The sequence below is a fragment of the Ruegeria sp. genome (genome assembly GCF_965243365.1).
GTDB lineage: Bacteria > Pseudomonadota > Alphaproteobacteria > Rhodobacterales > Rhodobacteraceae > Ruegeria.
This window is the reverse complement of the sequence record NZ_CBDEUW010000002.1, coordinates 1,970,118-1,993,854: the sequence shown is the minus strand read 5'-3', so window position 1 is coordinate 1,993,854 and position 23,737 is coordinate 1,970,118. Positions and strand designations below refer to the sequence as shown.

Sequence of the window (23,737 nt, the reverse complement as noted above, 5' to 3'; positions counted from 1 at the left end):
ACCCAATTTCCCCGACCCAGAGGACGCGACATGGCCGCCTATCAATATGTCTACCACATGCAGGGTGTCTCAAAGACCTATCCCGGTGGCAAGAAGTGCTTTGAAAACATCCACCTGAGCTTTCTGCCCGGCGTGAAAATCGGTGTTGTCGGCGTCAACGGCGCGGGTAAGTCGACGCTGATGAAAATCATGGCGGGCCTCGATACCGACTTCACCGGTGAAGCATGGGCCGCCGAGGGCGCCAAGGTCGGCTATCTGCCGCAGGAACCGCAGCTGGATGAATCGCTGACCGTCCGTGAAAACGTCATGCTGGGCGTGGCCGCGAAAAAGGCCAAGGTGGACCGATTCAACGAAATCGCCATGGAAATCGCCGAGAACTACTCGGACGAGCTGATGGAGGAAATGACCACCCTGCAGGATGCGATCGACGCGGAAAACCTATGGGATCTCGACAGCCAGATCGACGTCTCGATGGAGGCGCTGCGCTGCCCTGCCGATGACGCCAACATCGCCAACCTTTCGGGGGGTGAGAAACGCCGCGTGGCGCTCTGCAAGCTGCTGCTGGAAGCGCCCGACATGCTGCTCTTGGACGAACCGACCAACCACCTGGACGCCGAGACCATCGCCTGGCTGCAACAGCACCTGATCGACTACAAAGGCACCATCCTGATCGTCACCCACGACCGCTATTTCCTGGATGACATCACCGGCTGGATCCTCGAACTCGACCGCGGCCGTGGCATTCCTTACGAGGGCAACTATTCGGCGTGGCTGGAACAAAAGGCCAAGCGGCTGGAGCAGGAAGCGCGCGAGGACAAGTCCAAGCAGAAGACCCTTCAGCGCGAGTTGGAGTGGATGCGTCAGGGTCAAAAGGCCCGTCAGGCCAAATCCAAGGCCCGGATCAACGCCTATAACGAGCTGGCCGAACAGTCTGAACGCGAAAAGCTGACCCGCGCCCAGATCGTCATCCCCAACGGCCAGCGCCTTGGCGGCAAGGTGATCGAGGTCGAGGGTCTGTCGAAACACATGGGTGACAAGCAACTGATCGAGGGGCTGGACTTCGCCCTGCCCCCCGGCGGCATTGTCGGTGTAATCGGCCCCAACGGCGCGGGTAAATCGACCCTGTTCAAGATGCTCACCGGTCAGGAACAGCCCGACAGCGGCACCATCACGCTGGGCGACACGGTCGAGCTGTCCTATGTCGACCAGTCCCGCGACGACCTCAAAGACAACGACACCGTGTGGGAGGCGATCACCGGCGGCGCCGAGATCATCCAATTGGGCGATGCGCAGGTGAATTCCCGCGCCTATTGCTCGTCGTTTAACTTCAAGGGTGGCGACCAGCAGAAGAAGGTCTCTCTACTTTCGGGTGGTGAGCGCAACCGCGTCCACATGGCCCGCCTGCTAAAAGAGGGCGGCAACGTCCTGCTGCTCGACGAACCGACCAACGACCTCGACGTCGAAACCCTGCGCGCGCTGGAAGACGCTCTGGTCGATTTCGCCGGCTGCGCCGTAGTCATCTCGCACGACCGCTTCTTCCTCGACCGGATTTGTACGCACATTCTGGCGTTTGAGGGTGACGCCCATGTGGAATGGTTCGAAGGCAACTTCGAGGACTACGAAGAGGACAAAAAGCGACGGTTAGGACCGGATGCGCTGGAGCCCAAGCGGTTGAAGCATAAGAAGTTTGCGCGGTAGTCGAACATATTTACCCGCGACATTCACCAAATCTCGTTCTGCAAAGCCGTAAGCGGCGCAGAATGGAGCATAATTTGCACAACATCTTGCGAGCAAACATGTTGTGCGCAATATATATGCTGTTGATCTGAAAATTTAGGGCAGTAAATTCAATGATAGATGGTATCTACACGGCTTATCTTAGTGGCCAAGCTGGTCAAGCCATGGCAATGTTCGTGTTTCGCGCAGGCTCGGTCGCAGGTGCGGACATGGCAGGACTAACATTTTCAGGCTCCTACACTACCGACGCGGGACGAGCGGTGGGTGAGATTCACTACAGAATGCCTCAAAATTCCATCTCCATCACGGGCGCTTCGTTTGAGAGGCCGTCAGACAAAATCACTGTACCATTCGATCTGCCGGAAGCCCTAAACCCAGATGAGACGTATCGGATCAGCACCCCAATTGGTCCACTAAATGCAAAGTTCCATAAGAACGTTGGGTTTGAGGAGTAACCTATGGGGATCGATCTTTATGCCATCCTAACTCTAGCTGCGATAGTTATTGGTCCAATCTCGGCGGTTCTCATAACACGGTGGCTGGATGATCGTGGCGAAGCCAAAAGACGGAAGTTCGATTTGTTTAAGGCTCTAATGCAAACTCGAGGCATACGCCTCGATCCTGTGCATGTTGCGGCACTGAACATTGTCGAACTGGAGTTTTATGATAAGAAAGACGTCAGGTCAGCATTTCAGAAGTATATCGAACACCTTAGCTCACCCGAACCAAACGGTGGCGACGAAGACCTTGATCGATACTATGACCATCGCTCAGATTTGTTCATGGATCTTGTCTACCAGATAGGAGTTGTTGTTGGCTACAATTTCGACAAAAGGGAGCTTGAGCGAAGAAGTTATGTTCCAAAAGGTTGGAATGACGATCAGTTCATCCAACGAAAAAACGCAGCTATGCTTAATCAGTTGCTAGAAGGTCAACGTCCGTTGCCCGTGTCCAATTTCATTGCACAAAACAACCCGTTTCCTAAACCGCCTGAAATTGACCGAGAAGACTAAGGACCCAGAATCTGGTTGTAGTATTATTTGCCCTTAAAAGTCGTAGAGATGGGTGGCACCGTCCTGCGCAATTGGCAGTGTGTTGATTCAATTCGATACATCCACCCTTGCCACATCCCCGCCTCAATGCCATATCCAAAGGGCTAACGTTTTTCTATTTCGACCTACTGTCTCCTTCTACGGCGCTCAGTCACTCGATCCAGACCGACGACGCCAGGCTGCCGCAACTCCGTGGGCAGCACCAATTAGGAGACAACGGATATGCCCGCAGGCACCGTAAAATGGTTCAACACCACCAAAGGCTACGGCTTTATCGCACCCGAAGATGGCGGCAAGGACGTGTTCGTGCACATCTCGTCCGTCGAGCGTTCGGGCCTGACCGGTCTGGCCGACAACCAGAAAGTCACGTACGAGCTGCGCTCGGGTCGTGATGGCCGCGAAAGCGCGGACAATATCGAGCTGGTATAAGCTTTTGAAAGGGCAGAGGAATCCTCTGCCCTTTTTCTGAACAAACACTCGAAGGCCAGCCTGAGACTGTGGCCTTCGGGTGACATCACATTTCAGTGACCTTGCCTCAAGATTGTCCAAATCATCTATCATACTGGAACTACAGTTATGATTTTATTGGTGATTTGATGAGGCCTGCCATGTTTACCCGCCGCAGTTTTCTGGCCACGTCGGCCGCGACCAGCCTGATGCCTACGCTGGCCAGTGCCAAGAAAGCCGTTGAATATGACCCGACGCCGCAAGTTGTCAGGATCAAGAAAGAATTTCAGCCGGGCCAGCTGTTGGTTCTGCCCCGCTCGTTCTACCTTTATTTCGTGACCGAGCCGCGTAAGGCCGTCCGCTATGGTTGCGGTGTCGGCAAAGCGGGTTTGGAATTCACCGGGACCGCCACGATTGACGTCAAGAAAGAATGGCCAACCTGGCGACCCACGGACGAGATGATCGAGCGTGACCCTAGGGCTTATGCCAAGTTCATCGACAATGACTATGTCCAACCGGGCGGGGGTGATAACCCGCTGGGCGCACGGGCGCTGTACCTGTTCCAGAACGGAGTAGATACCTACTTCCGTATCCATGGTACGACGCAGCCGCAGACCATTGGGCGAGCAGCGTCAAATGGCTGTATCCGGATGTTAAATGAACACGTGATCGACCTGTATCAGCGGGTTCCGCTGGGTACTGTCGTAACAGTTGTCTGATCCACGATTCAATCCGAAGCTTGTTCAACCAGCTCTAAAACGTAGGGTCCCAGCGTGTCGATAATTACGGCAACCCCATGCTTGTTTGGGTGAATTCCATCCGGCTGCATAAGCCGATCCGCGTTGCCTGTGTTGTCTCCCACGTCAAAACCTTCGAAGAAGTTTGGCGCGTAAAGTATCTGATGCTGCTGCGCCAGATCCGGATATATCGCGTCAAAGGCCTGTTTGTAATCCGGTCCGTAGTTCCCCGGAGCCGGCAACCCGATCAGCAGAACGTCGACCTCTGCGGTATTTGCCGCGCCTAAAATACGGTCAAGATTGGCGCGCGAGACAGACGGATCGATCCCGCGCAACAGGTCGTTCCCGCCCAGTGCCACAATCATCCCGTCAACATCAGGGGTCAGTGTCCATTCCACCCGCGCAGCCCCGCCCGCTGTCGTATCCCCTGAAACACCTGCATTGATCAGCCGCACATCGACCCCGCGATCGTGCAACCACTGCTCCAGTTGCGGCACAAACCCATCCTGCTCGGGCAAGCCGTAACCTTGTGTCAACGAGTCTCCTAACGCGGCGATAACAACAGGTTCGGCACTGGCTGCAAATCCGCAACAAATGAAGATACCCGAAATCAAAGCCTTGCGAAAACTCTCTGCTGCGCCATATGCCAAATGACCGGACTCCCAGTGGAATGAAGAATGACTACTCCTGTTCTGACGCTTAAAGATGCCGCTTTGTCGCTGAATGGCAATGCCGGACGTGTCGACATTCTGCGCGACATCACCCTGACGGTTGATCAGGGGGAAACCCTGGGTCTGATTGGCCCGTCCGGGTCCGGCAAGTCATCTCTGTTGATGCTGATGGGCGGGTTAGAGCAGGCAACCGGCGGCGGCGTGACCGCGTTGGGCCGCGACCTGACCGGAATGGACGAAGATGCACTGGCCAGATTCAGGCGGGATTCGATGGGGGTCGTTTTTCAAAATTTCCACCTTATCCCAACCATGACCGCTTTGGAAAACGTGGCGACGCCACTGGAACTGGCGGGTCACAAAGACGCGTTTGCCCGCGCCGAACAGGAGCTGGACGCCGTAGGGCTTGCCCGCAGGCGTGATCACTACCCGGCTCAGCTGTCGGGCGGCGAACAGCAGCGGGTTGCGCTGGCCCGTGCGTCGGCCCCACGACCGCAGATCTTGCTGGCGGATGAACCTACCGGCAATCTGGACGAGGCAAACGGGGCCGCGATTGTTGATCTGTTGTTCGGTCTGCGGGACAAACACGGGGCAACATTGGTTCTTGTTACCCATAGCCACAGCTTGGCGCAAAAATGTGATCGCGTGGTCCGGTTACGCGATGGTCGAATCTCTGAAAAACCAGCGCAAGAGGCCGCAGAATGAGTCTGCGTTTGGCGGGGCGGCTGGCCCGCCGCGAGCTTCGCGGAGGCCTGCATGGGTTCCGCGTATTTCTGGCCTGCCTCGCCCTGGGTGTCGCGGCCATTGCTGCGGTCGGGTCAGTACGGCCTGCAATCGAAGCAGGATTGGCCCGGGAAGGGGCGGCCTTGCTGGGTGGCGATGCTCAGCTTGAATTCACATACCGGTTTGCCAACGATCAGGAACGGGCATGGATGCAGGCCGAAGCACTTTCTGTATCCGAGATAGTCGATTTCCGCTCGATGGCCGTTGCTGACAAAGCTGATACACAGCAACGCGCGCTGACGCAGGTGAAAGCAGTTGACCAGGCTTACCCGCTGGTCGGACGCGTCGAGTTACAGCCTGACATGACGCTTGCACAGGCCTTGGACGGGACGGCTGACCTACCGGGCGCTGTTCTGGACCCAACACTGATCGACCGCATGGGTTTGGATATCGGCGACACCTTCGCGCTGGGGACACAGCGTTTTGCGTTAACCGCTGCCTTGATCCATGAACCGGACGGTGCAGCCGATGGTTTTGCCTTGGGTCCACGCACTCTGGTTCGAACGCAAGACTTGGCGGCGTCTGGCCTTTTGCAGCCCGGCACATTGTTTTCCACAAAGTACCGGTTGGACTTACCTCAAGACGTCAGCCTTCCGGCGGTTTCCGCACAAGCCGCACAGGCCTTTGATGGAACCGGCATGCGCTGGACAGACGCGCGCAACGGTGCGCCGGGTATCACCGAATTCGTGGCCCGCCTCAGCGCCTTTCTGGTTTTGGTCGGCCTGTCCGGGCTGGCGGTCGGCGGCATCGGTGTTTCCGCCGCCGTTCGCGCCTATCTGACACAAAAAACCGATACGATCGCCACGCTGCGAACACTCGGGGCGGACCGGGCGACTATATTTCAAACCTATATGATCCAGATCGGCATTCTCTCCGGTGTGGGCATCTTTGCTGGAATTGTATTGGGCGGTTTGCTGCCCCTGCTTTTGGCCCCGGCAATTGAAAACCGCCTTCCCGTTCCGGCAGTTTTCACGCTATATCCGCAACCGCTGGCCGAGGCTGCACTGTATGGTGCTTTGACGGCATTCCTATTCACCCTATGGCCGCTGGCCCGAACCGAGGACGTCCGCGCAGCAACCCTGTTTCGGGACGCGCTATCGTCAGCGCGTCGGCTGCCCCGCCTCGCCTACGTTCTGGCAACCGGGGTCGGGCTGGCTGTTTTGGTTGTTGCCGCGGCTTACTTCAACGGTTCAACCCGCCTGACACTCTGGACCGGAGGCGGCATTGTAGGTGCATTGTTCCTGCTGTCCCTGTCAGCTTTCGCCATTCAGTGGTTTGCACGCAAAGGCAGCCCCTTCGCACGTGGCCACCCGGCCATACGATGGGCGCTTTCCGCCATCTCAGGCCCCCGGGAAAGTGCCGCTTCGGTGGTTTTGTCGCTGGGGCTCGGGCTTTCGGTGCTGGCGGCAGTAGGCCAGATCGATGGCACCCTGCGCAACGCCATCTCAGGGAACCTGCCTGACGTCGCACCTTCTTACTTCTTCGTCGATATCCAGAAAGACCAGATGCCGGGCTTTTCGGAACGTCTGGAAAGCGACCCCGCCGTCAGCCGGATCGAAAGCGCGCCAATGTTGCGTGGGATCATCTCTCAGATAAACGGGCGCCCCGCCCGCGAGGTCGCCGGTGATCACTGGGTTCTGGAGGGCGATCGCGGCGTAACCTATTCTGTGCAACCGCCTCAGAATGCACGGATCACCGCTGGCACGTGGTGGGCCGACGACTATTCCGGCCCACCGCAGGTCAGCTTTGCTGCGGAAGAGGCGGAAGAGATGGGCCTGAAACTGGGTGACCAACTGACAGTCAATATCCTCGGTCGGGACATCACGGCAGAGCTGACCTCACTGCGCGAGGTCGATTTCTCGACCGCAGAAATGGGGTTCATCATGTCCATGAACCCCTCAGCACTGGCTGGCGCGCCGCATAGCTTTATTGCAACCGTCTATGCCGAGGATGAGGCCGAAGCTGCCATCCTGCGCGACCTGTCAGGTCAATACCCGAACATCACCGCAATTCGCGTACGCGACGCCATCGACCGGGTCTCGGGCCTTCTGGAGGGGTTGGCGGCGGCGACCTCATACGGGGCGGGGATTTCCCTTCTGACCGGATTTCTGGTGTTGATTGGGGCCGCAGCCGCTGGTGAACCCGCACGCCGGTACGAGGCTGCGATCCTCAAAACACTAGGTGCAGACCGAAGGCACATACTCGCCAGCTTCACACTACGCGCAATACTGCTGGGTGCCGCCGCAGGATGCGTGGCCCTAGCTACCGGCATTCTGGGTGGATGGGCCGTGGCGACCTATATCTTTGAAACAAGCTTCACCGTTATCTGGCCTTCAGCGCTGATCATTATCGGCACCGGAATCGCAGTAACGCTGGGCGCAGGCCTGATCTTTGCAATACGTCCCTTGGCCGTGCGGCCGGCCCAAATTCTACGTGCCAGCGACTAGCCCTGCCGAACACACGCCACAGGTTGCAGAATCTGCAACAGTTGATCGTTGTCACAGATCAAAGCGTCCAAGGTGATCTCGTCCAGCGAGGCATAGAACACCTCGGCCGCATCCTGCAGGGCCAACCGCAACCGGCAGGCATCGGTCAAGGGGCAGGTGTTGTCTGCGTCAGCAAAACACTCTGCAATCGGCAAACCACCTTCGACATGACGAAAGACCGATCCGATCCGTATCTGATCCGCTGGCCGAGCCAGCGACATGCCACCGTTTCTGCCACGCTGCGTACTCAGGTAGTTCAACTGGCTCAACTGGTTGATCACCTGCGCCAAGTGGTTTTCCGAGATATTGCAGACTTCGGCGATCTCGGATTTTGTCACAAGCCGATCCTGATGTGCAGCGCAATACATCAGCAAGCGCACGGCGATGTTTGTCCGTTTGGTAATCCGCATGGGCGGCCTCCCTCAAATCAAGATGAAGCCTTATTGCATGTCGGGTAAAAAACCGGTTTGACATACATCAATCGCGACAGAAGGACAGACCGGCGTATGGCAGACCCCTATTTCTTTGGCTATGGCAGCCTTGTAAACCTTGCCACTCATGACTTCCCCGACCCACGCCCTGCCGTGCTGAAAGGGTGGAAGCGCGCGTGGAAGCACACGGACCTGCGCCCCGTAGCCTTCCTGACAGCGGTACCTGACCCGGGTTCCGAGATTGAAGGCATGATCGCTCACGTTCCAAAAAACGACTGGGCAGCGCTGGACGAGCGGGAATGGGCCTATGATCGCATTCCCGCAACATCTTCGGTGAAACACCCCGTCGAACATGAGGTCGAAATTGCCGTTTATGCCGTGCCGGAAAACCGCCACAACGATCCCAACAATCAACACCCTCTGCTGCTCAGCTATATCGATGTCGTCGTGCAGGGGTATCTGCGGACATTCGGTGAAGACGGGGCGGACCGTTTCTTTGCCACAACCGATGGATGGGACGCTCCGATCCTGAATGACCGTGCCGAACCACGTTACCCGCGCCACCAACAGCTGAAACCCGCCGAAGCAAACTTTGTCGACGACCGCCTCAACCGTATATCAGCCAGGCTCGTCCAACCTGCGTAACGAATAGGGCGGACAAAAACGCCCGCCCCTTCTTCTGTTCAAAAATACCTCCGCCGGAGGCACGCGCCGTCAGGCGCGTTTTCCTAACCCCGCGACCGGATCACTTGTAGTAACGGCAGCAGCGCCGCCATTTCCGGCCCCCGCTCCATGCCCGTCAGCGCCTTGCGCAGCGGCATAAACAGGCCTTTGCCTTTACGACCTGTGGCCTTTTTCACCGCTTTGGTCCACACGCCCCAGGTTTCGCCGTCGAACGGACCCTCAGGTAGTAGGGCCATCGCTTCGGCAATAAACGCGCGATCTTCGTCCGCGATCAAAGGTTCTGCCCCGTCGCGACACAGTTCCCACCAGCCCTTGAGATCGGCCAAAGTGGTGATGTTTTCGCGTGCCATTGCCCAGAAAGGTTCGGCCAGATCGGCCGGAACACCTGCTTCTTTTACGGCGTCAGCTACGTCTGCCAGGGGAAGCGATTGCAGATGCCGGGCGGTCAGCGGGAACAGGTCCTGCACATCGAACTTGGTTGGCGCAGCGCCAAATCGGCTGATGTCAAACCCGTCGATCAGCTCGGACATATCCGAACGAAGTTCGACCGGATCAGACGAACCTAACCGCGCCATCAGGCTCAGCAGCGCCATTGGCTGCACGCCCTGCTCGCGCAGATCACGCAACGCCAGCGTGCCCAGACGTTTCGACAGCGCCTCACCCTGCGGGCCCGTCAGCAGCGAGTGGTGCGCAAAACGCGGGCAGGCACCGCCCAGCGCCTCGATGATCTGAATCTGCGTCGCGGTGTTTGTCACGTGGTCGGACCCGCGCACCACATCGGTCACGCCCATCTCGGTATCATCTACAACGGACGCAATCGTATAGAGAACCTGACCATCGCCCCGGATCAGTACCGGGTCGGAAACCGAGGCCGCGTCAATCGAGATGTCGCCCAGAATGCCATCAGTCCAGTTGATGCGCGCATGATCCAGCTTGAACCGCCAAACGCCGTTCCCACGCTCGGCGCGCAGAGCTTCTTTCTCGGCATCCGACAGGTTCAACGCGGCGCGGTCATAGACCGGCGGCTTGCCCATGTTCAGTTGCTTCTTGCGCTTCAGATCCAGTTCAGTCGGGGTCTCGAATGCCTCATAAAACCGGCCCAATTCCCGCAGCTTATCGGCAGCATCGGCATAGCGGTCCAGACGATCCGACTGACGCTCGACCCGGTCCCAATGCAGGCCCAGCCATTCCATATCCTGCTTGATCGCATCGACGTATTCTTCTTTCGACCGCTCAGGATCGGTGTCGTCGATGCGCAGAATAAACGTGCCGCCAGCCTTGCGGGCTATCAGATAGTTCATCACGGCAGTGCGCAGGTTACCCACATGAAGGTAACCGGTGGGCGACGGGGCAAAACGGGTGGTGGTCATGGATGTCTCCTGTTGGCGCGGCTCTTGTCACAGGATCAGCCAATTGTCCAGCGAAGGCGTTCAGATCGGAGCGACCGGCCAAAGCCGGTCAAGGTCTTTCAACCCCGCCCGGATCAATTCGGACAACACGTCCAGATCGATATCCGCCAGCTTGTTTACATAAAGGCACGATTTACCCAGCTTGTGCTTTCCCAACCGGGACAGGATACCACCAAAATCCGCATAGCCGGGCATGATGTAAATCGAATGCGCCGCCTTGCGCGGGGAAAAACCCGTTGCCAGAAAATCCCCCTCTCGCCCCGAGGCATAGCGGTAATGATACCGCCCATACCCAACGATGGACGGCCCCCACATGACCGGTTCAAAACCGGTCACCTCACGGAACAACACGTCCAGCGCATGCGCTTCTTCTGCTTTGCGCGGTGGCTGAACGCCCGCCAGAAAGCTCTCGGCAGTCTGATCGGTTGGGGTCGTTTTGTTCTGAGATCGCGGCATGAACAAAATTTAACACGTAATATTCATCCACGCAGCCTATCTGTTGGTGGTATTAGAGTGGAAGGACGCGCTCATCGACCTAGGTGATTACCTGATGTTCTGACAGGGAGAACTACAATGACCATCAAACTGACACGCCGAGCGGCCCTTGGAACAGCCGCAGCATTGCCTTTTGCAGTGGCGGCAACGCCGACTTTGGCGGCGGGTGCCGAGACCAAGGCCAACTCGACAATCGCCAAATCTTTTCAGCTTGGCGATTTCACCGTCACCACTTTGTTGGACGGCAGCCTGCCACGCGACGGCGCCCAGGAAATCTTTGGCGGAGGCGCTTCGGACGCAGACTTTGCCAAAGTCTCGGCTGATAACTTCATTTCCCCAGATGTCGCGCAGTTCTTTTTCACGCCGACTTTGGTCAACACCGGATCTGAACTGGTTCTGTTCGACACTGGCCTGGGACAGGGCGGCATTCAGGCCGCGTTGGCAGATGCAGGCGTGACGCCGGATCAGATCGACGTTGTAGTCCTCACCCATATGCACCCCGACCATATTGGCGGCATGACGACCAACGATGCGCCGACCTTTGCCAATGCCCGGTTCGTGACGGCTGCACCGGAATACGATTTCTGGGCCGCACAGGAGGCCGGTAACCGGGTCGGCGATCTGGTGGCCGCCAAAGTCACTCCGCAAGCCGAAAAAATGACCTTCATCGAAGACGGCGGCGACGTCACCTCAGGCATCACCGCAATGGCGGCTTTCGGCCACACACCGGGGCATATGGTTTATCATCTGGAAAACAACGGCCAACGCCTGATCCTGACTGCGGACCTGGCCAACCACTATGTCTGGTCCTTTGCACACCCCGAATGGGAGGTCCGGTTTGACATGGACAAAGCAGCCGCCACCGCCGCGCGCCGCAATGTTCTGGGCCTGTTGGCAGCCGACAAGGTTCCAATGATCGGCTACCATATGCCGTTCCCGGCTGCGGGTTATGTGGAAACGCGCGGGGACGGCTTCCGCTTTGTCCCGGTCAGCTATCAGATGATGGGGTGATGTCAGTACCCCGGGTCCGGCCGCACTTTTGACCCGTCCGTAAATCTGGACAGGCGGAAAGCGGTCGGATCCACGCAAGGTGTCTGTTGCGTCACAAGCTCGGCCATCAAGCGGCCTGCGCCCGGGCCGATCCCAAAGCCATGGCCCGAGAACCCGGTGGCAATCCACAGCCCCGGCAGGTCGTCCACACCAGATATCACCGGGATAGCGTCCGGGGTGACATCGATCATACCCGCCCAGCTTTCGACCACATCCGACTGACTGAGATCAGGAAAGGTTCTGCAAGCGCTGGACCACGCCTTGCGCAACGATTTTTTCGACGGCTCCGGATCCAGAACCCGGCAATTTTCGAACGGAGTGATGTCCGAAGGCGACCAGCGGCGCGCCTGCTGCGCTTCTTCCGTCCAGCGCCGCGACAGACGAAACCGCAGCGACCGCCATTCCTGCGCAAAAGCGGGCAGGAACTGCCACCCAAGGCGCAAGCTGTCCGGTACGATGTCCACGGTATTCTGATGCCCGGATGCAATAGTATAGCCCCCGTCCGCCCGCTTGCGGATAGCAAATTCATCGGACCAAAGCGCGATCTCTGGCCCCGTCTGAACCGGAGAAGTTCGCATCACCGTGTTCAGAACCTTAAGCTGCGGCAGTACAACACCCGCGTTTCCGGCAAACAGTCGCGACCAGGCACCGCCAGCCAGAACAACCTGATCGCAAGCCACCCGACCCCGTTCGGTGAAAACCCCCGCAACCTGCCCCGCCTGCATATCAAGGCTCCGTACCGCGCAATTGGTCACGATCACCGCGCCTTTGTCCCGGGCACCTTCGGCAATTGCAGGGGCAGCCCATTGCGGTTCGGCCCGCCCATCCTGCGGGGTATACAAGGCGGCAGACAAGGCCATGTTCCGGCCGGGCATCAAGTCATCCAGCTCTGCACCCCAAACCATGCGCGCACCGGTTTGCAGCCCGTCCAGATGCCGCAACCAACGATTCAGCTGCCCCTCGGACAGCGCATCCCGCGCGCCAAACAAGATGCCGGACTGAACATAACCGGTTTTCCGACCAATCCGCGCATCCAGCCCCTGCCAGATACGAATAGATTCCAGCATCAGGGGGATTTCCCGGGGATCGCGTCGGCCCAGACGCACCCACCCCCAGTTGCGCGAGCTCTGTTCAGCGCCGATCTGCCCCTTTTCGCATAGCAGCACCGAAACACCACGTTCGGCCAGTTCCAGCGCAGTGGACACACCGACAATACCGCCGCCGATAACAACGGCATCTACCTGTTTGGGCAAAGTGAAATCGGATTCAACATGTGTCGGCTTTGGGCCGGGCATCTAACACTCAACAACAATTCTCTGGACCGGCATGGAGCCCCAGGAACAGAAAACACTCAATGTGGAAAAGCGATACGCCGGGCGTTTGCCCGAACCTGTGGCACAAAGACAATTGCCTGAATTGATCGGGCGCTTTGGGGCGAATGTCAGGCCGCGCCCGAAAGATGCGCCCATGTCTGGCGCAGAATGGCGGCAACACCGGTTTCCTGAGGCTTGTCCCCTTCCTCAGCTTCGTCCTGCGGTGTCAGTGACGGAAAACTGGCGCTTCGCAGAGGCTCCTCAGAGAGTTCCTGCAGGTCCGCCGCAGCATCATCGCTTAGAATGCCCGCAATAGCACTGTCTGTCGCCGTCTCATCCAGTTCCTGAGCCGGAGACTCCATCGCCTTGTACCTAAGCGGCGAATGTAGCGATTTGTCGTATTCGTTATACATTTGACCACCAAAACACTTAACACGCGTCCACACACACGGACGCCTTTACCCAGTTTCGCAAACCGGTTGACGTGAGCACACTTGGCCCATGACCCGGCTACGCGACGATTGCCCAACTGAGGCAAACCCCGGTCATAAATGTGGCAAAAATTCGACAAAAATGCAAGTTATCCGCGCCGATACAGGCCACAACTTGCTGTTAATCATGAACAATAATAGCACATCTTGGAAATTGAGCGCAAAATGTAAACTATAGCGCAGAAAGAGCCCTTACGCGCCTCGCCACAGATCATGAAAGGTCGCTCAGGATTCCCTATCGCGCCAGCGATTCACGATTGGATAGCGGCGATCCAGCCAGAACGCACGTGATGTCAGCCGTGTGCCCGGAGCAGACTGGAAACGTTTGTATTCGCTGATGTAAATCAGATGCTCGACCCGACGCGCCTCGGACTCATCAAAACCGGCTGCGACACAATCGGCGACAGAGCCGTCCTGATCGACAAGAATGTCGAGAATCGCATCCAGCACCGGGTAGTCCGGCAGGCTGTCGCTGTCCTTCTGATCCGCACGCAGTTCTGCACTGGGCGGCTTGTCAATGACTGAAGGCCGGATAACCTCGCCCTCAGGCCCCATCATCCAGTCGCGATGGTTGGCATTGCGCCAGCGGCACGTCTCGAAAACCCGCGTTTTGTACAGGTCCTTGATCGGGTTATAGCCGCCGTTCATATCGCCATAGATCGTTGCATATCCCACGGCGACTTCGGATTTATTGCCCGTGGTCAGCAGCATCTCGCCAAACTTGTTCGAGATCGCCATCAGCAACAGGCCCCGCAGGCGGGACTGGATGTTTTCCTCGGTCAGGTCTTCATTGCGACCCGCGAACAAGGGCGCCAAAGTCTCGGTCACCGCCGCACGGCCCTGCGAAATCGGAACAAAATCGTAATGAACGCCCAACGCCTTCGCCACGGCCTCGGCATCATCCAAAGAGGCCTGGCTGGTGAATTCCGATGGCAGCATGACGCAGCGGACATTGTCAGCTCCGATGGCATCCACGGCAATCGCAGCGACCAGAGCGGAATCAACCCCCCCGGACAGACCCAGCACGGCCTTTTTGAATCCGGTCTTGCCCATATAATCGCGCAGGGATTGCACCATCGCGCGATAGTCCTGCTCCCACGCGTCCGGTTGCGGCACAACTTCGGCAGGCACAATCCGCCAGCCTTCATCACCGCGTTCCAGATCGATATGGGCCACGGCCTCATCAAACACGGGCATCCGGAACGCCAGCTCGCCACCGAGGTTCAGCCCGAACGTGGCACCATCGAACACCTGATCGTCCTGGCCACCCACCATGTTCAGGTAGATCAGCGGCAGCCCCGTCTCGACCACGCGCGAGACCATATGGTTCAGACGCACGTCATACTTGTCGCGGAAATAGGGTGAGCCGTTGGGGATCAGCAGAAACTCGGCCCCGGTTTCGGCCAGCGTTTCGGCGACATCCTCGTGCCATCCGTCCTCGCAAATCGGGCTACCGATCCTTGTGTTGCCGACCGAATAGGGCCCGCCCAAAGGTCCGGCGTCATACAGGCGCACCTCATCAAATACCGTTTCATTCGGAAGGTGATGTTTCAGCGACTTGCTTGAGACACGTCCCCCCTTGAGGATCAGGTAGGCGTTATAAAGGCTGTCACCTTCAACCCAAGGACCACCGATAGCCAGGGCCGGACCATCTGCGCATTCTTTTGCCAGCGACTCGACAGCGTCCATCGCGGCGCGGTGAAACACCGGCTTCATCACCAAATCCTGGGTATTGTAGCCCGTGATAAACATCTCGGGCAGGGCCACCAAATCAGCCCCGGCTGCGCGCCCCTGCTCCCATGCCTCCAGGGCCTTGGCCGCATTACCCTCGATATCCCCGACCACAGGGTTGAGTTGCGCCAGCGTGATGCGGAAACGATCGGCCATTTTGCCCTCTTGTTTTCGTCAGTCCCCAAGGCATTTAGCAGATCACGCTGCAAGTGAAAGCCAAATGCGGCAAAAGCCGTTGCCCTGCCCCCAGCGGTATCTTAGTTTTGGGCAAAAGGATGCAACCCGAACCAGGGCAGGCAGGTACCAGAATGAATTTGATCCAAAACTCCATTGCCGTTGCAGCAATTATTTGCGCGGCACAGGCCACTCAAGCTCAGCAAGGGCTGATTATTGCAGCGGATGACGAAGTTGGCGGTGTGTATGAAGGCACGTTCGAAAACGGATTACGCCATGGCACCGGCACCTATCGGCTTCCGGACGGCTTCGAATACTCTGGCGAGTGGGTCGAAGGCGAGATTCAGGGCACCGGAACGGCCCGCTATGCCAACGGCGCGATCTATGAGGGCACGTTCGTCAAAGGCCAGCCCGACGGGCGCGGCAAGATCACCTATGTTGACGGTGGTTCATACGAGGGCGAATGGACAAATGGCGCGATAAGCGGAACCGGTATTGCGACATATGCTGACGGTTGGCGCTATGAAGGCCAATTCCAAGACGGGAGCCGTCACGGCAAGGGGATTCTATCCAGTGAGACCGGACACATCTATGACGGCGACTGGGTCGATGGTGTCAAACAGGGCAAAGCCAAGATTACCGCGCAGGATGGTAGCGTCTACGAAGGCGATATTCGCGGCGGTATGCGCCACGGCAAGGGCAAGATGGTTTTTGCCGACGGCCACACATACGAAGGCGACTGGATCGAAGGCCTGATGACCGGCACCGGAAAGCTGGCCTACGTTAATGGCGATGTATATGAAGGTTCCCTTTCGGATGGACGTCGTCAGGGAAAGGGCAAAGTCGTCTACGCAAATGGCGATGTCTACGAAGGCGATTTTAGTGACGATTTTCGTCATGGCCAGGGTGTCTATACCGGAACCGATGGGTTTGTTTACACCGGCGAATGGAACAATGGGCAAATCGAAGGGCTGGGCGAAGTCACCTATCCTGATGGTTCAATCTATGTCGGTGATTTCGTCGCTGATCTGGCAGAAGGGCAAGGCCGGATCACCTACACAAATGGCGCCACTTATGATGGCGACTGGATTGCCGGCGTGATCGAAGGCCAAGGCGTCTCAACTTACCCCAACGGCACCGTTTACAAAGGACAGTTTAAGAACGCCAAAAATCACGGCAAAGGCACCCTGACCCTCGCCAACGGCTACATCTATGATGGCGACTGGGTCGAAGGTCAGCGGCAGGGCACAGGCAGGGCAACCTATGCTGATGGAACAGTCTATGAAGGTGATTTTGAAAACGGGGATCGCCACGGAAATGGCAAGATCGTTATGCCAACCGGGTTCGAATATGATGGCGAGTGGGTAAACGGTAAAATCAGCGGCACGGGTATCGCGACCTATGAAACGGGTGACGTTTACGAGGGCACGTTCCTGAACAACAAACACCACGGCGATGGCACAATGCGCTACGCAAGCGGGGACGTAAAGACAGGTGTCTGGGAAGATGGCGAACTGACCTCGGAAACCGAGAGCGAAACCACGAGCCCCGAGGCCGCGACGGAAGGCAACACATCCGACACCGACGCAAGCGACGGGTAGCCCGCTACCACGGCACAGGCTGACCGGCCCAATCGAAAAAACCGCCGGTTTCGGCGGGTGTCAGCGTATCGATCACGCTTAGCAGATTTTGCGCTGCTTCACCGGGGGCGACCGCGGGGTGTCGTCCAAGGTATTTTTGGGTGAAAGCTGTCCTGACAGTTCCGGGATGCAACGCAACGCATACGGCTTGCTTGTGCGTCCGCGCCAGCTCAATAGCGGCTGTGTGGACAATCTGATTCACGGCAGCCTTGGCCGCCCTGTAGCTGACCCAGCCACCCAGCCGGTTATCGCCAATCGACCCAACCCTTGCAGATAAGACGCCAATCACGGCTCGGCGGTCACGAGGTAGCAGACGGGCTGCATGTTTCAGAACCAGCGCAGGCCCAATCGCATTCAAGGCAAACTGATCCATCATCGCCTGAGCTGTTAACGCACGCATTGATTTCTCAGGCGCTGCGCCGTCAATCTCAAGCGCACCGGTGGCAATCAGAATCAAATCAAATGGCCCGTGAACCTGCGACAGGGCACGTTCCGCTGTCTCCGGCTGCGTCAGGTCCAAACCGTCCTCGGACCGGGATACTCCCGTCACGGTCACCTGTTGCCGGTCAAGCTGTTCACACAGCGCCCGACCGATCCCGCCGGTTGACCCAATTATCAATGCCCTGTCCATGAGGGGAAGCTAGACGGCAATCGATACCGATCAACTTCCATTGAGTTGAAAAGTGATATTTGGTCAATTTCCGTCTTTTCATTCCCTAATCGCTCAGTATAACTTCCACCCCATGATCAACCGCGCAGATATCCTTGTTGCCGACACCGCTTTTTGCGGTGCGTCGCTGCGTGGCCTACTGATCCTAATCCGCCTCTGAGCGTGCCATCCGGCGCGCCCGCTCAGAGGAGGACGCCCGCGCGCCAAAGGCTTTAGGACAGAAGAAGAAAGAGATTCCCATGACCAACGTGACCGACCAAGACCGCGTCTTGATCTTTGATACCACTTTGCGCGACGGCGAGCAGAGCCCCGGCGCCACCATGACCCATGAAGAAAAGCTGGAAATTGCCGAGCTGCTGGACGACATGGGCGTCGATATCATCGAAGCAGGCTTTCCCATCGCATCCGAGGGCGATTTCAAAGCAGTATCCGAGATTGCGCAGCGGTCCAAAAACAGCCGTATTTGTGGCCTGGCCCGCGCCAACATCACCGATATCGACCGCTGCTGGGAGGCGATCAAGCACACTGACAACAACCGTATTCACACTTTTATCGGCACGTCACCGCTGCACCGCGCCATTCCGAACCTGACACAGGACGAAATGGCCGACAAAATTCACCAGACGGTCAGCCATGCCCGCAACCTGTGTGAAAACGTGCAATGGTCGCCGATGGATGCAACCCGGACCGAGTGGGATTATCTGTGCCGCGTGATCGAGATTGCGATCAAGGCCGGCGCGACCACGATCAACATCCCTGATACGGTTGGCTATACCGCGCCGATGGAATCGGCCGATTTGATCAAGCGCTTGATCGAAACCGTTCCCGGCGCAGATGAGGTTATTTTTGCGACCCACTGCCACAACGATCTGGGCATGGCGACGGCCAACTCGCTGGCAGCAGTTGTGGGCGGTGCACGTCAGATCGAATGCACAATCAACGGGCTGGGCGAACGGGCGGGCAACACCGCCCTGGAAGAGGTCGTGATGGCGATCCGCACCCGCAACGACATCATGCCTTACCACACCGGCATCGACACTACAAAGATTATGCACTTATCGCGTCGGGTGGCGACCGTTTCCGGTTTTAATGTCCAGTTCAACAAAGCGATCGTCGGCAAGAACGCCTTTGCCCATGAAAGCGGCATCCACCAGGACGGGATGCTCAAGAACCGCGACAATTTCGAGATCATGCGCCCCGAGGATGTGGGCCTGTCGGGAACGTCGCTGCCATTGGGCAAGCATTCCGGCCGCGCGGCCTTGCGCGACAAGCTGAACACTCTGGGCTATGAAGTTGGCGACAACCAACTCAAGGACATTTTCGTTCGCTTCAAGGATCTAGCCGACCGCAAGAAAGAAGTGTTCGACGATGACCTGATCGCACTGATGACACTTGATGATGACGAGGCCAACGATCACCTGCAATTGGTCTCGATGAAAGTGACCTGCGGAACCGGCGGTCAGGCGGAATCCACTGTCGAGATGGAAGTTGATGGCAGGGACGTCATCGCCACGGAGCATGGCGACGGCCCGGTTGATGCAACCTTTAAAGCCATCCGTGTGGTCCATCCGAACAAAGCGCATCTGCAACTGTATCAGGTTCATGCAGTGACCGAAGGCACTGACGCTCAGGCGACCGTTTCGGTCAGACTGGAAGAAGACGGCATGATCGCTACCGGTCAGTCCGCCAACACGGACACTGTTGTCGCGTCGGCCAAAGCTTATATTCACGCGCTCAACCGTCTGATCGTACGTCGGGAAAAGGCGGGCCCCGGCGCGGACGCCCGGGAAATCAGCTATAAAGACCTGACCTGAACCATAAGAAACCTAACCAGACGGCCCGGTTTTCCGGGCCGTTTTTAGTTCAGGACAGCCCGGCCTTTTTCATTCCCTGAACAAAATGCTGCAAATCCGCATCCTCGGCGTAATGCAGAGTCGGAACAACATTGTCGATTTTGAAATCCGGCTGCGCGGAATGCACCGCGTCAGCGTGTTTTTTCGCCTCTTCAGCGTTGCCCAACCATCCATGGCAGGCCGCCAGATAGGCATTTTGAACCGCATCCAACATTGGCAGGTGGGCAAAATCGTCTATGGCCTGTTCGTACTGTTTGGCAGCGAACCGTGCACGGCCCAAATGGCTCCAGAATCGGGCGGGATGATGAGGGTTCAGGCGCATGGCTTTCTCAATCCATTCTGCGCCTTCTTTCGGGCGACCTGACCATGTCAGCAACTCGCCCATCTGAACGACAACCAGATCGTAATTCGGGTTCAGCGACAAAGCCCGCTCTTGATGATAGCGCGCGCGGGCCAGCTTGTTGCGCAGAATTGCAACGGCCGCCATCAAGCGATGCACATCGGCGTCATTGTCATCCAGGGACGCGGCTTTGTGAATCGCCGCCTCGCACTGGGCCAGCATATCTTCTGGATCGTCGCACCAGCCATAGCCCCAGGCCTGACCACGAATACATCCGCTCCACGCATGGGCATGGGCGTAGTCCGGGTCCATTTCTATGGCCCGGTCGATCAGTTTGGTTGCTTCGACATTATCTTCACGCGTGCTGCGATGATGCAGGACCTTGGCAGCCAATACGCATTCATAGGCGGCAAAACTGGATGGGGTTTTACGTGTCAGCCCTTCTTGCTGCGAGGCTTCGATTCGACCCGGCAGAGTCGCCACGACAGCCGAAGTGACCTCATCCTGAATGGCAAAGATGTCGTCTAAATCACGATCATAGCGTTCAGCCCAGATATGAGCGTCATTCTGACTATCGATCAACTGCACCGTCACCCGCAGCCGATTGCCCGCTTTGCGCACGCTGCCTTCGACGATGAATTGCGCACCTAACGTTTCGCCCACTTCACGCAGGTTCACCGCCTGCCCTTTGTAAACAAAACTGGAATTGCGCGAGATCACAAACAATTCGTGCCGTCGGCTCAGCTCGGTCAGCAGGTCTTCGGTCAAACCATCGACGAAAAATTCCTGCTCGGGGTCTCCGCTCATGTTCTCGAACGGCAACACAGCAATCGTTGGCTTGACGACCCGCGTGCTGCCGTCGGGTGTCGCACTATCCCCAACGGTCTCGACCGGGGCGTCAAGGGCAACTCGAAAAGCCTGGACCGGTTGCGACAGATTCTTGAGAGACAGGCTGCCCAAATCATGAAACTCCAGATCCAGCCTGCTGGTGACCTGATCATGCACGGCCCCGGAAATCAGAACCTCTCCGGCGTCGGCAGATTGCTCCAGACGGGCCGCCACATTGACACCGCTGCCAAAGATGTCGCCGTCCTCAAAAATGATCTCGTCCAGATTGATGCCGATCCGAAACTGAATGCGCTGATCTTTTGGCACATCCGCATTTCGGCGATACATCCGGTTTTGGACCTCGACAGCGCAAGCCACGGCATCACTGGCGCTTGGAAACTCCACCAGCATCCCGTCACCGGTTGTCTTGATAATGTTGCCCCGGTTCTTTTCGATCGAGGGATCGATCAGCTCGATCCGATGGGTTCGAAGGCGGGCCAGAGTGCCTTGTTCGTCGGTCTCCATCAACCGGCTGTAACCGACCATGTCGGCAGCTAGAATTGCGGCAAGTCGGCGATCCATTGCGCCCTCCCTCAGGCCAAGTCTAGTGCCGTGCGGCCTATCCTCACAAGGGAATTTCCGATTTCATGCTAGGCGTGTATCGGGTTGGGGGAATGCGCCCCCAGTGTATTGGTAAGTATCACTTTAGGCGGGAAAACAGAGTATCCAGCTTGTGGGTCTCATCGGCGAACCCAAAGGGGGCATTTACAACAAACATCCCGGACCCGACCATTCGGTGACCTTCTCGCGCGGCAGGAAACGGGACTTCGTGACAGATTGACTTGGATAAGTTCTGCGACTTCAGTTCAGACACCATCGCTGCCTGACGACGATCCGTCAGTATCGGGTACCACAGGGCAATCACCCCGACGTTCCACTTGCGGTGTAGTTTGGCGATGATGCCCGGCAAGCGGTCATAATCCGACTTCACCTCATAACTGGGATCAATCAGCATCAGGCCGCGCCGCGGGGTCGGCGGCAACAGCGATTGCGCCAGTTCGAAACCGTCCTGTTGGTAGGTTTTCGCCCCATACGGCCTCATCGCTGCGGCCAAAGCCGCATATTCCCGGGGATGCAGTTCGGCCAGATGCAGACTGTCCGACTTGCGCAAAAGATTTGCAGCAATCATCGGCGAGCCCGGATATGCCGCGGCTCCGTGCCTGCTCTGCACTTGCCGTAGGGCTTGGGACAGCGGATGATGTGCATCGAACCAACCCTCGGCCTGTGCGCGCTCGATCCCGGCTGCCGCCTCACCCGTGCGTCGGGATTCTGCGGCATCCAACTGATACAGACCACGCCCGGAATGCGTCTCGATATAGGACAGGGGTTTGTCTTTTTGCGCCAGATAACCCAGCATCCAGGCCAGCAAAGCGTGCTTTTGTACATCAGCCAGATTGCCGGCGTGGTAAATGTGTTGATAAGACAGCATTTTGCCCTCTAAAGTCCGTATCAATAAGGCGGAAAGGTGCTGATTGTCGCGGAATCAGCCCTTTTACCGGGCGGTGTGGCACCCTATAAGACATCCGTCCCGGAACCGTCGAGTCGCGGGCAGTAAATAACAACTGATATACAGGATCAGGGGACACATGGGATTCTTTGCCAATCTGGGAGGCCTGTTCACAGCAGACATGGCCATCGACCTTGGGACAGCCAACACACTGGTCTATGTCAAGGGGCGCGGCGTGATCCTGTCGGAACCGTCAGTGGTGGCCTATCACGTCAAGGATGGCGTCAAGAAAGTTCTGGCCGTGGGCGAAGATGCCAAACTGATGCTGGGCCGGACCCCAGGATCAATCGAAGCCATCCGCCCCATGCGCGAAGGCGTCATCGCAGACTTCGACACCGCCGAAGAGATGATCAAGCACTTCATCCGCAAGGTGCACAAACGCTCGACCTTTTCGAAACCAAAGATCATCGTCTGTGTGCCGCACGGCGCGACCCCGGTTGAAAAACGCGCAATCCGTCAGTCGGTTCTGTCTGCAGGCGCGCGCCGTGCGGGTCTGATTGCCGAACCGATTGCTGCCGCGATTGGGGCCGGTATGCCGATCACAGACCCAACCGGCAACATGGTCGTCGATATCGGCGGCGGAACGACCGAGGTTGCGGTTCTGTCGCTGGGCGACATCGTCTACGCCCGCTCGGTCCGCGTTGGTGGAGACCGCATGGACGAGGCCATCATCTCGTACCTGCGCCGTCAGCAGAACTTGCTGGTTGGTGAATCGACAGCTGAGCGGATCAAGACCACCATCGGCACCGCCCGCATGCCGGACGATGGCCGCGGCCAGTCTATGCATATCCGCGGTCGCGACCTGCTGAACGGCGTGCCCAAGGAGATCGAGATCAGCCAGGCGCAGGTCGCCGAAGCGCTGACAGAGCCGGTACAGGCGATTTGCGAGGCGGTCATGACCGCGCTGGAAACCACTCCGCCCGATCTGGCAGCAGACATCGTTGACCGCGGCGTGATGCTGACCGGCGGCGGCGCATTGCTGGGCGATCTGGATCTTGCGCTGCGCGAACAGACAGGTCTGGCCGTGTCGATTGCGGATGAAAGCCTGAATTGTGTGGCTTTGGGCACCGGCAAGGCCCTGGAATACGAAAAACAACTGCGCCACGCGATTGACTACGAAAGCTAAGGCGCGCACCCTTTAGGGGTGACAA

The 23,737-nt window shown here is 57.8% G+C and carries 21 protein-coding genes; 11 read left to right on the top strand and 10 right to left on the bottom strand.

Annotation, left to right across the window (positions count from 1 at the left end; genetic code table 11):
- Positions 1–30: 30 nt before the first annotated feature.
- From ettA to ACP0GE_RS13535, 4 genes are all read left to right on the top strand, one after another.
- Complete coding sequence (ettA, locus tag ACP0GE_RS13550) at positions 31–1,698, top strand: energy-dependent translational throttle protein EttA (RefSeq protein ID WP_424832462.1); 1,668 nt, start codon at positions 31–33, stop codon at positions 1,696–1,698.
- Between the two features lie 497 nt (positions 1,699–2,195).
- A complete protein-coding gene (locus ACP0GE_RS13545; RefSeq protein ID WP_424832461.1) occupies positions 2,196–2,750 on the top strand; it encodes a DUF6680 family protein in 555 nt (184 codons plus the stop codon).
- Between the two features lie 261 nt (positions 2,751–3,011).
- A complete protein-coding gene (locus ACP0GE_RS13540; RefSeq protein WP_424832460.1) occupies positions 3,012–3,218 on the top strand; it encodes a cold-shock protein in 207 nt (68 codons plus the stop codon).
- A 179-nt stretch (positions 3,219–3,397) separates the two neighbouring features.
- Positions 3,398–3,955 (top strand): L,D-transpeptidase, encoded by a 558-nt coding sequence (locus tag ACP0GE_RS13535; protein WP_424832459.1) that lies wholly within the window; start codon positions 3,398–3,400, stop codon positions 3,953–3,955.
- 8 nt (positions 3,956–3,963) lie between these two features.
- On the opposite strand, the gene ACP0GE_RS13530 is transcribed toward ACP0GE_RS13535, so the two are convergent.
- Positions 3,964–4,623 (bottom strand): arylesterase, encoded by a 660-nt coding sequence (locus tag ACP0GE_RS13530; protein ID WP_424832458.1) that lies wholly within the window; start codon positions 4,621–4,623, stop codon positions 3,964–3,966.
- A 27-nt stretch (positions 4,624–4,650) separates the two neighbouring features.
- Between ACP0GE_RS13530 and ACP0GE_RS13525 the strand changes: the two genes are divergently transcribed.
- The gene (locus tag ACP0GE_RS13525; protein ID WP_424832457.1) at positions 4,651–5,346 is read left to right on the top strand and encodes an ABC transporter ATP-binding protein; all 696 of its coding nucleotides are present in this window, start codon (positions 4,651–4,653) and stop codon (positions 5,344–5,346) included.
- Positions 5,343–7,871: an ABC transporter permease gene (locus ACP0GE_RS13520; protein WP_424832456.1), complete on the top strand. Its 2,529-nt coding sequence runs from the start codon at positions 5,343–5,345 to the stop codon at positions 7,869–7,871. The genes ACP0GE_RS13525 and ACP0GE_RS13520 overlap by 4 nt, the downstream gene beginning before the upstream one ends.
- On the opposite strand, the gene ACP0GE_RS13515 is transcribed toward ACP0GE_RS13520, so the two are convergent.
- Positions 7,868–8,320 carry an RrF2 family transcriptional regulator gene (locus ACP0GE_RS13515; protein WP_424832455.1) on the bottom strand — a complete coding sequence of 151 codons (453 nt, stop codon included), beginning with the start codon at positions 8,318–8,320 and terminating at the stop codon, positions 7,868–7,870. The genes ACP0GE_RS13520 and ACP0GE_RS13515 overlap by 4 nt on opposite strands.
- A gap of 96 nt (positions 8,321–8,416) precedes the next feature.
- Between ACP0GE_RS13515 and ACP0GE_RS13510 the strand changes: the two genes are divergently transcribed.
- On the top strand, positions 8,417–8,986 hold the full coding sequence (locus ACP0GE_RS13510; RefSeq protein WP_424832454.1) for a gamma-glutamylcyclotransferase family protein: 570 nt from the start codon (positions 8,417–8,419) through the stop codon (positions 8,984–8,986).
- A gap of 83 nt (positions 8,987–9,069) precedes the next feature.
- On the opposite strand, the gene gltX is transcribed toward ACP0GE_RS13510, so the two are convergent.
- Both gltX and ACP0GE_RS13500 read right to left on the bottom strand, forming a co-directional pair.
- Positions 9,070–10,395 carry a glutamate--tRNA ligase gene (gene gltX / locus ACP0GE_RS13505; protein ID WP_424832453.1) on the bottom strand — a complete coding sequence of 442 codons (1,326 nt, stop codon included), beginning with the start codon at positions 10,393–10,395 and terminating at the stop codon, positions 9,070–9,072.
- A gap of 60 nt (positions 10,396–10,455) precedes the next feature.
- Entirely contained in the window at positions 10,456–10,890 is a 435-nt protein-coding gene (locus tag ACP0GE_RS13500; RefSeq protein ID WP_424832452.1) for a DUF1801 domain-containing protein, read from the bottom strand.
- A 117-nt stretch (positions 10,891–11,007) separates the two neighbouring features.
- Here ACP0GE_RS13500 and ACP0GE_RS13495 point away from each other — a divergent pair, with 117 nt between their 5' ends.
- A complete protein-coding gene (locus ACP0GE_RS13495; protein ID WP_424832451.1) occupies positions 11,008–11,940 on the top strand; it encodes an MBL fold metallo-hydrolase in 933 nt (310 codons plus the stop codon).
- Between the two features lie 2 nt (positions 11,941–11,942).
- Here ACP0GE_RS13495 and ACP0GE_RS13490 read toward each other — a convergent pair whose 3' ends face one another.
- From ACP0GE_RS13490 to ACP0GE_RS13480, 3 genes are all read right to left on the bottom strand, one after another.
- On the bottom strand, positions 11,943–13,274 hold the full coding sequence (locus tag ACP0GE_RS13490; RefSeq protein WP_424832450.1) for an NAD(P)/FAD-dependent oxidoreductase: 1,332 nt from the start codon (positions 13,272–13,274) through the stop codon (positions 11,943–11,945).
- A gap of 146 nt (positions 13,275–13,420) precedes the next feature.
- Positions 13,421–13,705, bottom strand: coding sequence for a hypothetical protein (locus tag ACP0GE_RS13485; RefSeq protein ID WP_424832449.1), 285 nt, complete (start codon positions 13,703–13,705; stop codon positions 13,421–13,423).
- A gap of 303 nt (positions 13,706–14,008) precedes the next feature.
- A complete protein-coding gene (locus ACP0GE_RS13480) occupies positions 14,009–15,670 on the bottom strand; it encodes an NAD+ synthase (RefSeq protein ID WP_424832448.1) in 1,662 nt (553 codons plus the stop codon).
- A 152-nt stretch (positions 15,671–15,822) separates the two neighbouring features.
- Here ACP0GE_RS13480 and ACP0GE_RS13475 point away from each other — a divergent pair, with 152 nt between their 5' ends.
- On the top strand, positions 15,823–17,289 hold the full coding sequence (locus tag ACP0GE_RS13475; protein WP_424832447.1) for an MORN repeat-containing protein: 1,467 nt from the start codon (positions 15,823–15,825) through the stop codon (positions 17,287–17,289).
- 4 nt (positions 17,290–17,293) lie between these two features.
- Here ACP0GE_RS13475 and ACP0GE_RS13470 read toward each other — a convergent pair whose 3' ends face one another.
- Positions 17,294–17,959 carry an SDR family NAD(P)-dependent oxidoreductase gene (locus ACP0GE_RS13470; RefSeq protein WP_424832446.1) on the bottom strand — a complete coding sequence of 222 codons (666 nt, stop codon included), beginning with the start codon at positions 17,957–17,959 and terminating at the stop codon, positions 17,294–17,296.
- Between the two features lie 278 nt (positions 17,960–18,237).
- Between ACP0GE_RS13470 and ACP0GE_RS13465 the strand changes: the two genes are divergently transcribed.
- Positions 18,238–19,812 carry a 2-isopropylmalate synthase gene (locus ACP0GE_RS13465; protein ID WP_424832445.1) on the top strand — a complete coding sequence of 525 codons (1,575 nt, stop codon included), beginning with the start codon at positions 18,238–18,240 and terminating at the stop codon, positions 19,810–19,812.
- Positions 19,813–19,861: 49 nt separating this feature from the next.
- Here ACP0GE_RS13465 and ACP0GE_RS13460 read toward each other — a convergent pair whose 3' ends face one another.
- The gene (locus tag ACP0GE_RS13460) at positions 19,862–21,601 is read right to left on the bottom strand and encodes an adenylate/guanylate cyclase domain-containing protein (RefSeq protein ID WP_424832444.1); all 1,740 of its coding nucleotides are present in this window, start codon (positions 21,599–21,601) and stop codon (positions 19,862–19,864) included.
- A 118-nt stretch (positions 21,602–21,719) separates the two neighbouring features.
- The gene (locus tag ACP0GE_RS13455; protein ID WP_424832443.1) at positions 21,720–22,508 is read right to left on the bottom strand and encodes a 23S rRNA (adenine(2030)-N(6))-methyltransferase RlmJ; all 789 of its coding nucleotides are present in this window, start codon (positions 22,506–22,508) and stop codon (positions 21,720–21,722) included.
- Positions 22,509–22,665: 157 nt separating this feature from the next.
- Between ACP0GE_RS13455 and ACP0GE_RS13450 the strand changes: the two genes are divergently transcribed.
- The gene (locus ACP0GE_RS13450; protein WP_424832442.1) at positions 22,666–23,712 is read left to right on the top strand and encodes a rod shape-determining protein; all 1,047 of its coding nucleotides are present in this window, start codon (positions 22,666–22,668) and stop codon (positions 23,710–23,712) included.
- The last annotated feature ends 25 nt before the right edge of the window (positions 23,713–23,737 follow it).

Coding starts and splice junctions, on each gene's coding strand:
- ACP0GE_RS13525 (WP_424832457.1), top strand. CDS start 4,651: ATGACTACTCCTGTTCTGACGCTTAAAGATGCCGCTTTGTCGCTGAAT.
- ACP0GE_RS13460 (WP_424832444.1), bottom strand. CDS start 21,601: ATGGATCGCCGACTTGCCGCAATTCTAGCTGCCGACATGGTCGGTTAC.
- ACP0GE_RS13510 (WP_424832454.1), top strand. CDS start 8,417: ATGGCAGACCCCTATTTCTTTGGCTATGGCAGCCTTGTAAACCTTGCC.
- ACP0GE_RS13485 (WP_424832449.1), bottom strand. CDS start 13,705: ATGTATAACGAATACGACAAATCGCTACATTCGCCGCTTAGGTACAAG.
- ACP0GE_RS13495 (WP_424832451.1), top strand. CDS start 11,008: ATGACCATCAAACTGACACGCCGAGCGGCCCTTGGAACAGCCGCAGCA.
- ACP0GE_RS13475 (WP_424832447.1), top strand. CDS start 15,823: ATGAATTTGATCCAAAACTCCATTGCCGTTGCAGCAATTATTTGCGCG.
- ACP0GE_RS13480 (WP_424832448.1), bottom strand. CDS start 15,670: ATGGCCGATCGTTTCCGCATCACGCTGGCGCAACTCAACCCTGTGGTC.
- ACP0GE_RS13450 (WP_424832442.1), top strand. CDS start 22,666: ATGGGATTCTTTGCCAATCTGGGAGGCCTGTTCACAGCAGACATGGCC.
- gltX (WP_424832453.1), bottom strand. CDS start 10,395: ATGACCACCACCCGTTTTGCCCCGTCGCCCACCGGTTACCTTCATGTG.
- ACP0GE_RS13540 (WP_424832460.1), top strand. CDS start 3,012: ATGCCCGCAGGCACCGTAAAATGGTTCAACACCACCAAAGGCTACGGC.
- ACP0GE_RS13545 (WP_424832461.1), top strand. CDS start 2,196: ATGGGGATCGATCTTTATGCCATCCTAACTCTAGCTGCGATAGTTATT.
- ACP0GE_RS13520 (WP_424832456.1), top strand. CDS start 5,343: ATGAGTCTGCGTTTGGCGGGGCGGCTGGCCCGCCGCGAGCTTCGCGGA.
- ACP0GE_RS13490 (WP_424832450.1), bottom strand. CDS start 13,274: ATGCCCGGCCCAAAGCCGACACATGTTGAATCCGATTTCACTTTGCCC.
- ACP0GE_RS13535 (WP_424832459.1), top strand. CDS start 3,398: ATGTTTACCCGCCGCAGTTTTCTGGCCACGTCGGCCGCGACCAGCCTG.
- ACP0GE_RS13470 (WP_424832446.1), bottom strand. CDS start 17,959: ATGGACAGGGCATTGATAATTGGGTCAACCGGCGGGATCGGTCGGGCG.
- ACP0GE_RS13515 (WP_424832455.1), bottom strand. CDS start 8,320: ATGCGGATTACCAAACGGACAAACATCGCCGTGCGCTTGCTGATGTAT.
- ACP0GE_RS13455 (WP_424832443.1), bottom strand. CDS start 22,508: ATGCTGTCTTATCAACACATTTACCACGCCGGCAATCTGGCTGATGTA.
- ACP0GE_RS13500 (WP_424832452.1), bottom strand. CDS start 10,890: ATGCCGCGATCTCAGAACAAAACGACCCCAACCGATCAGACTGCCGAG.
- ACP0GE_RS13465 (WP_424832445.1), top strand. CDS start 18,238: ATGACCAACGTGACCGACCAAGACCGCGTCTTGATCTTTGATACCACT.
- ettA (WP_424832462.1), top strand. CDS start 31: ATGGCCGCCTATCAATATGTCTACCACATGCAGGGTGTCTCAAAGACC.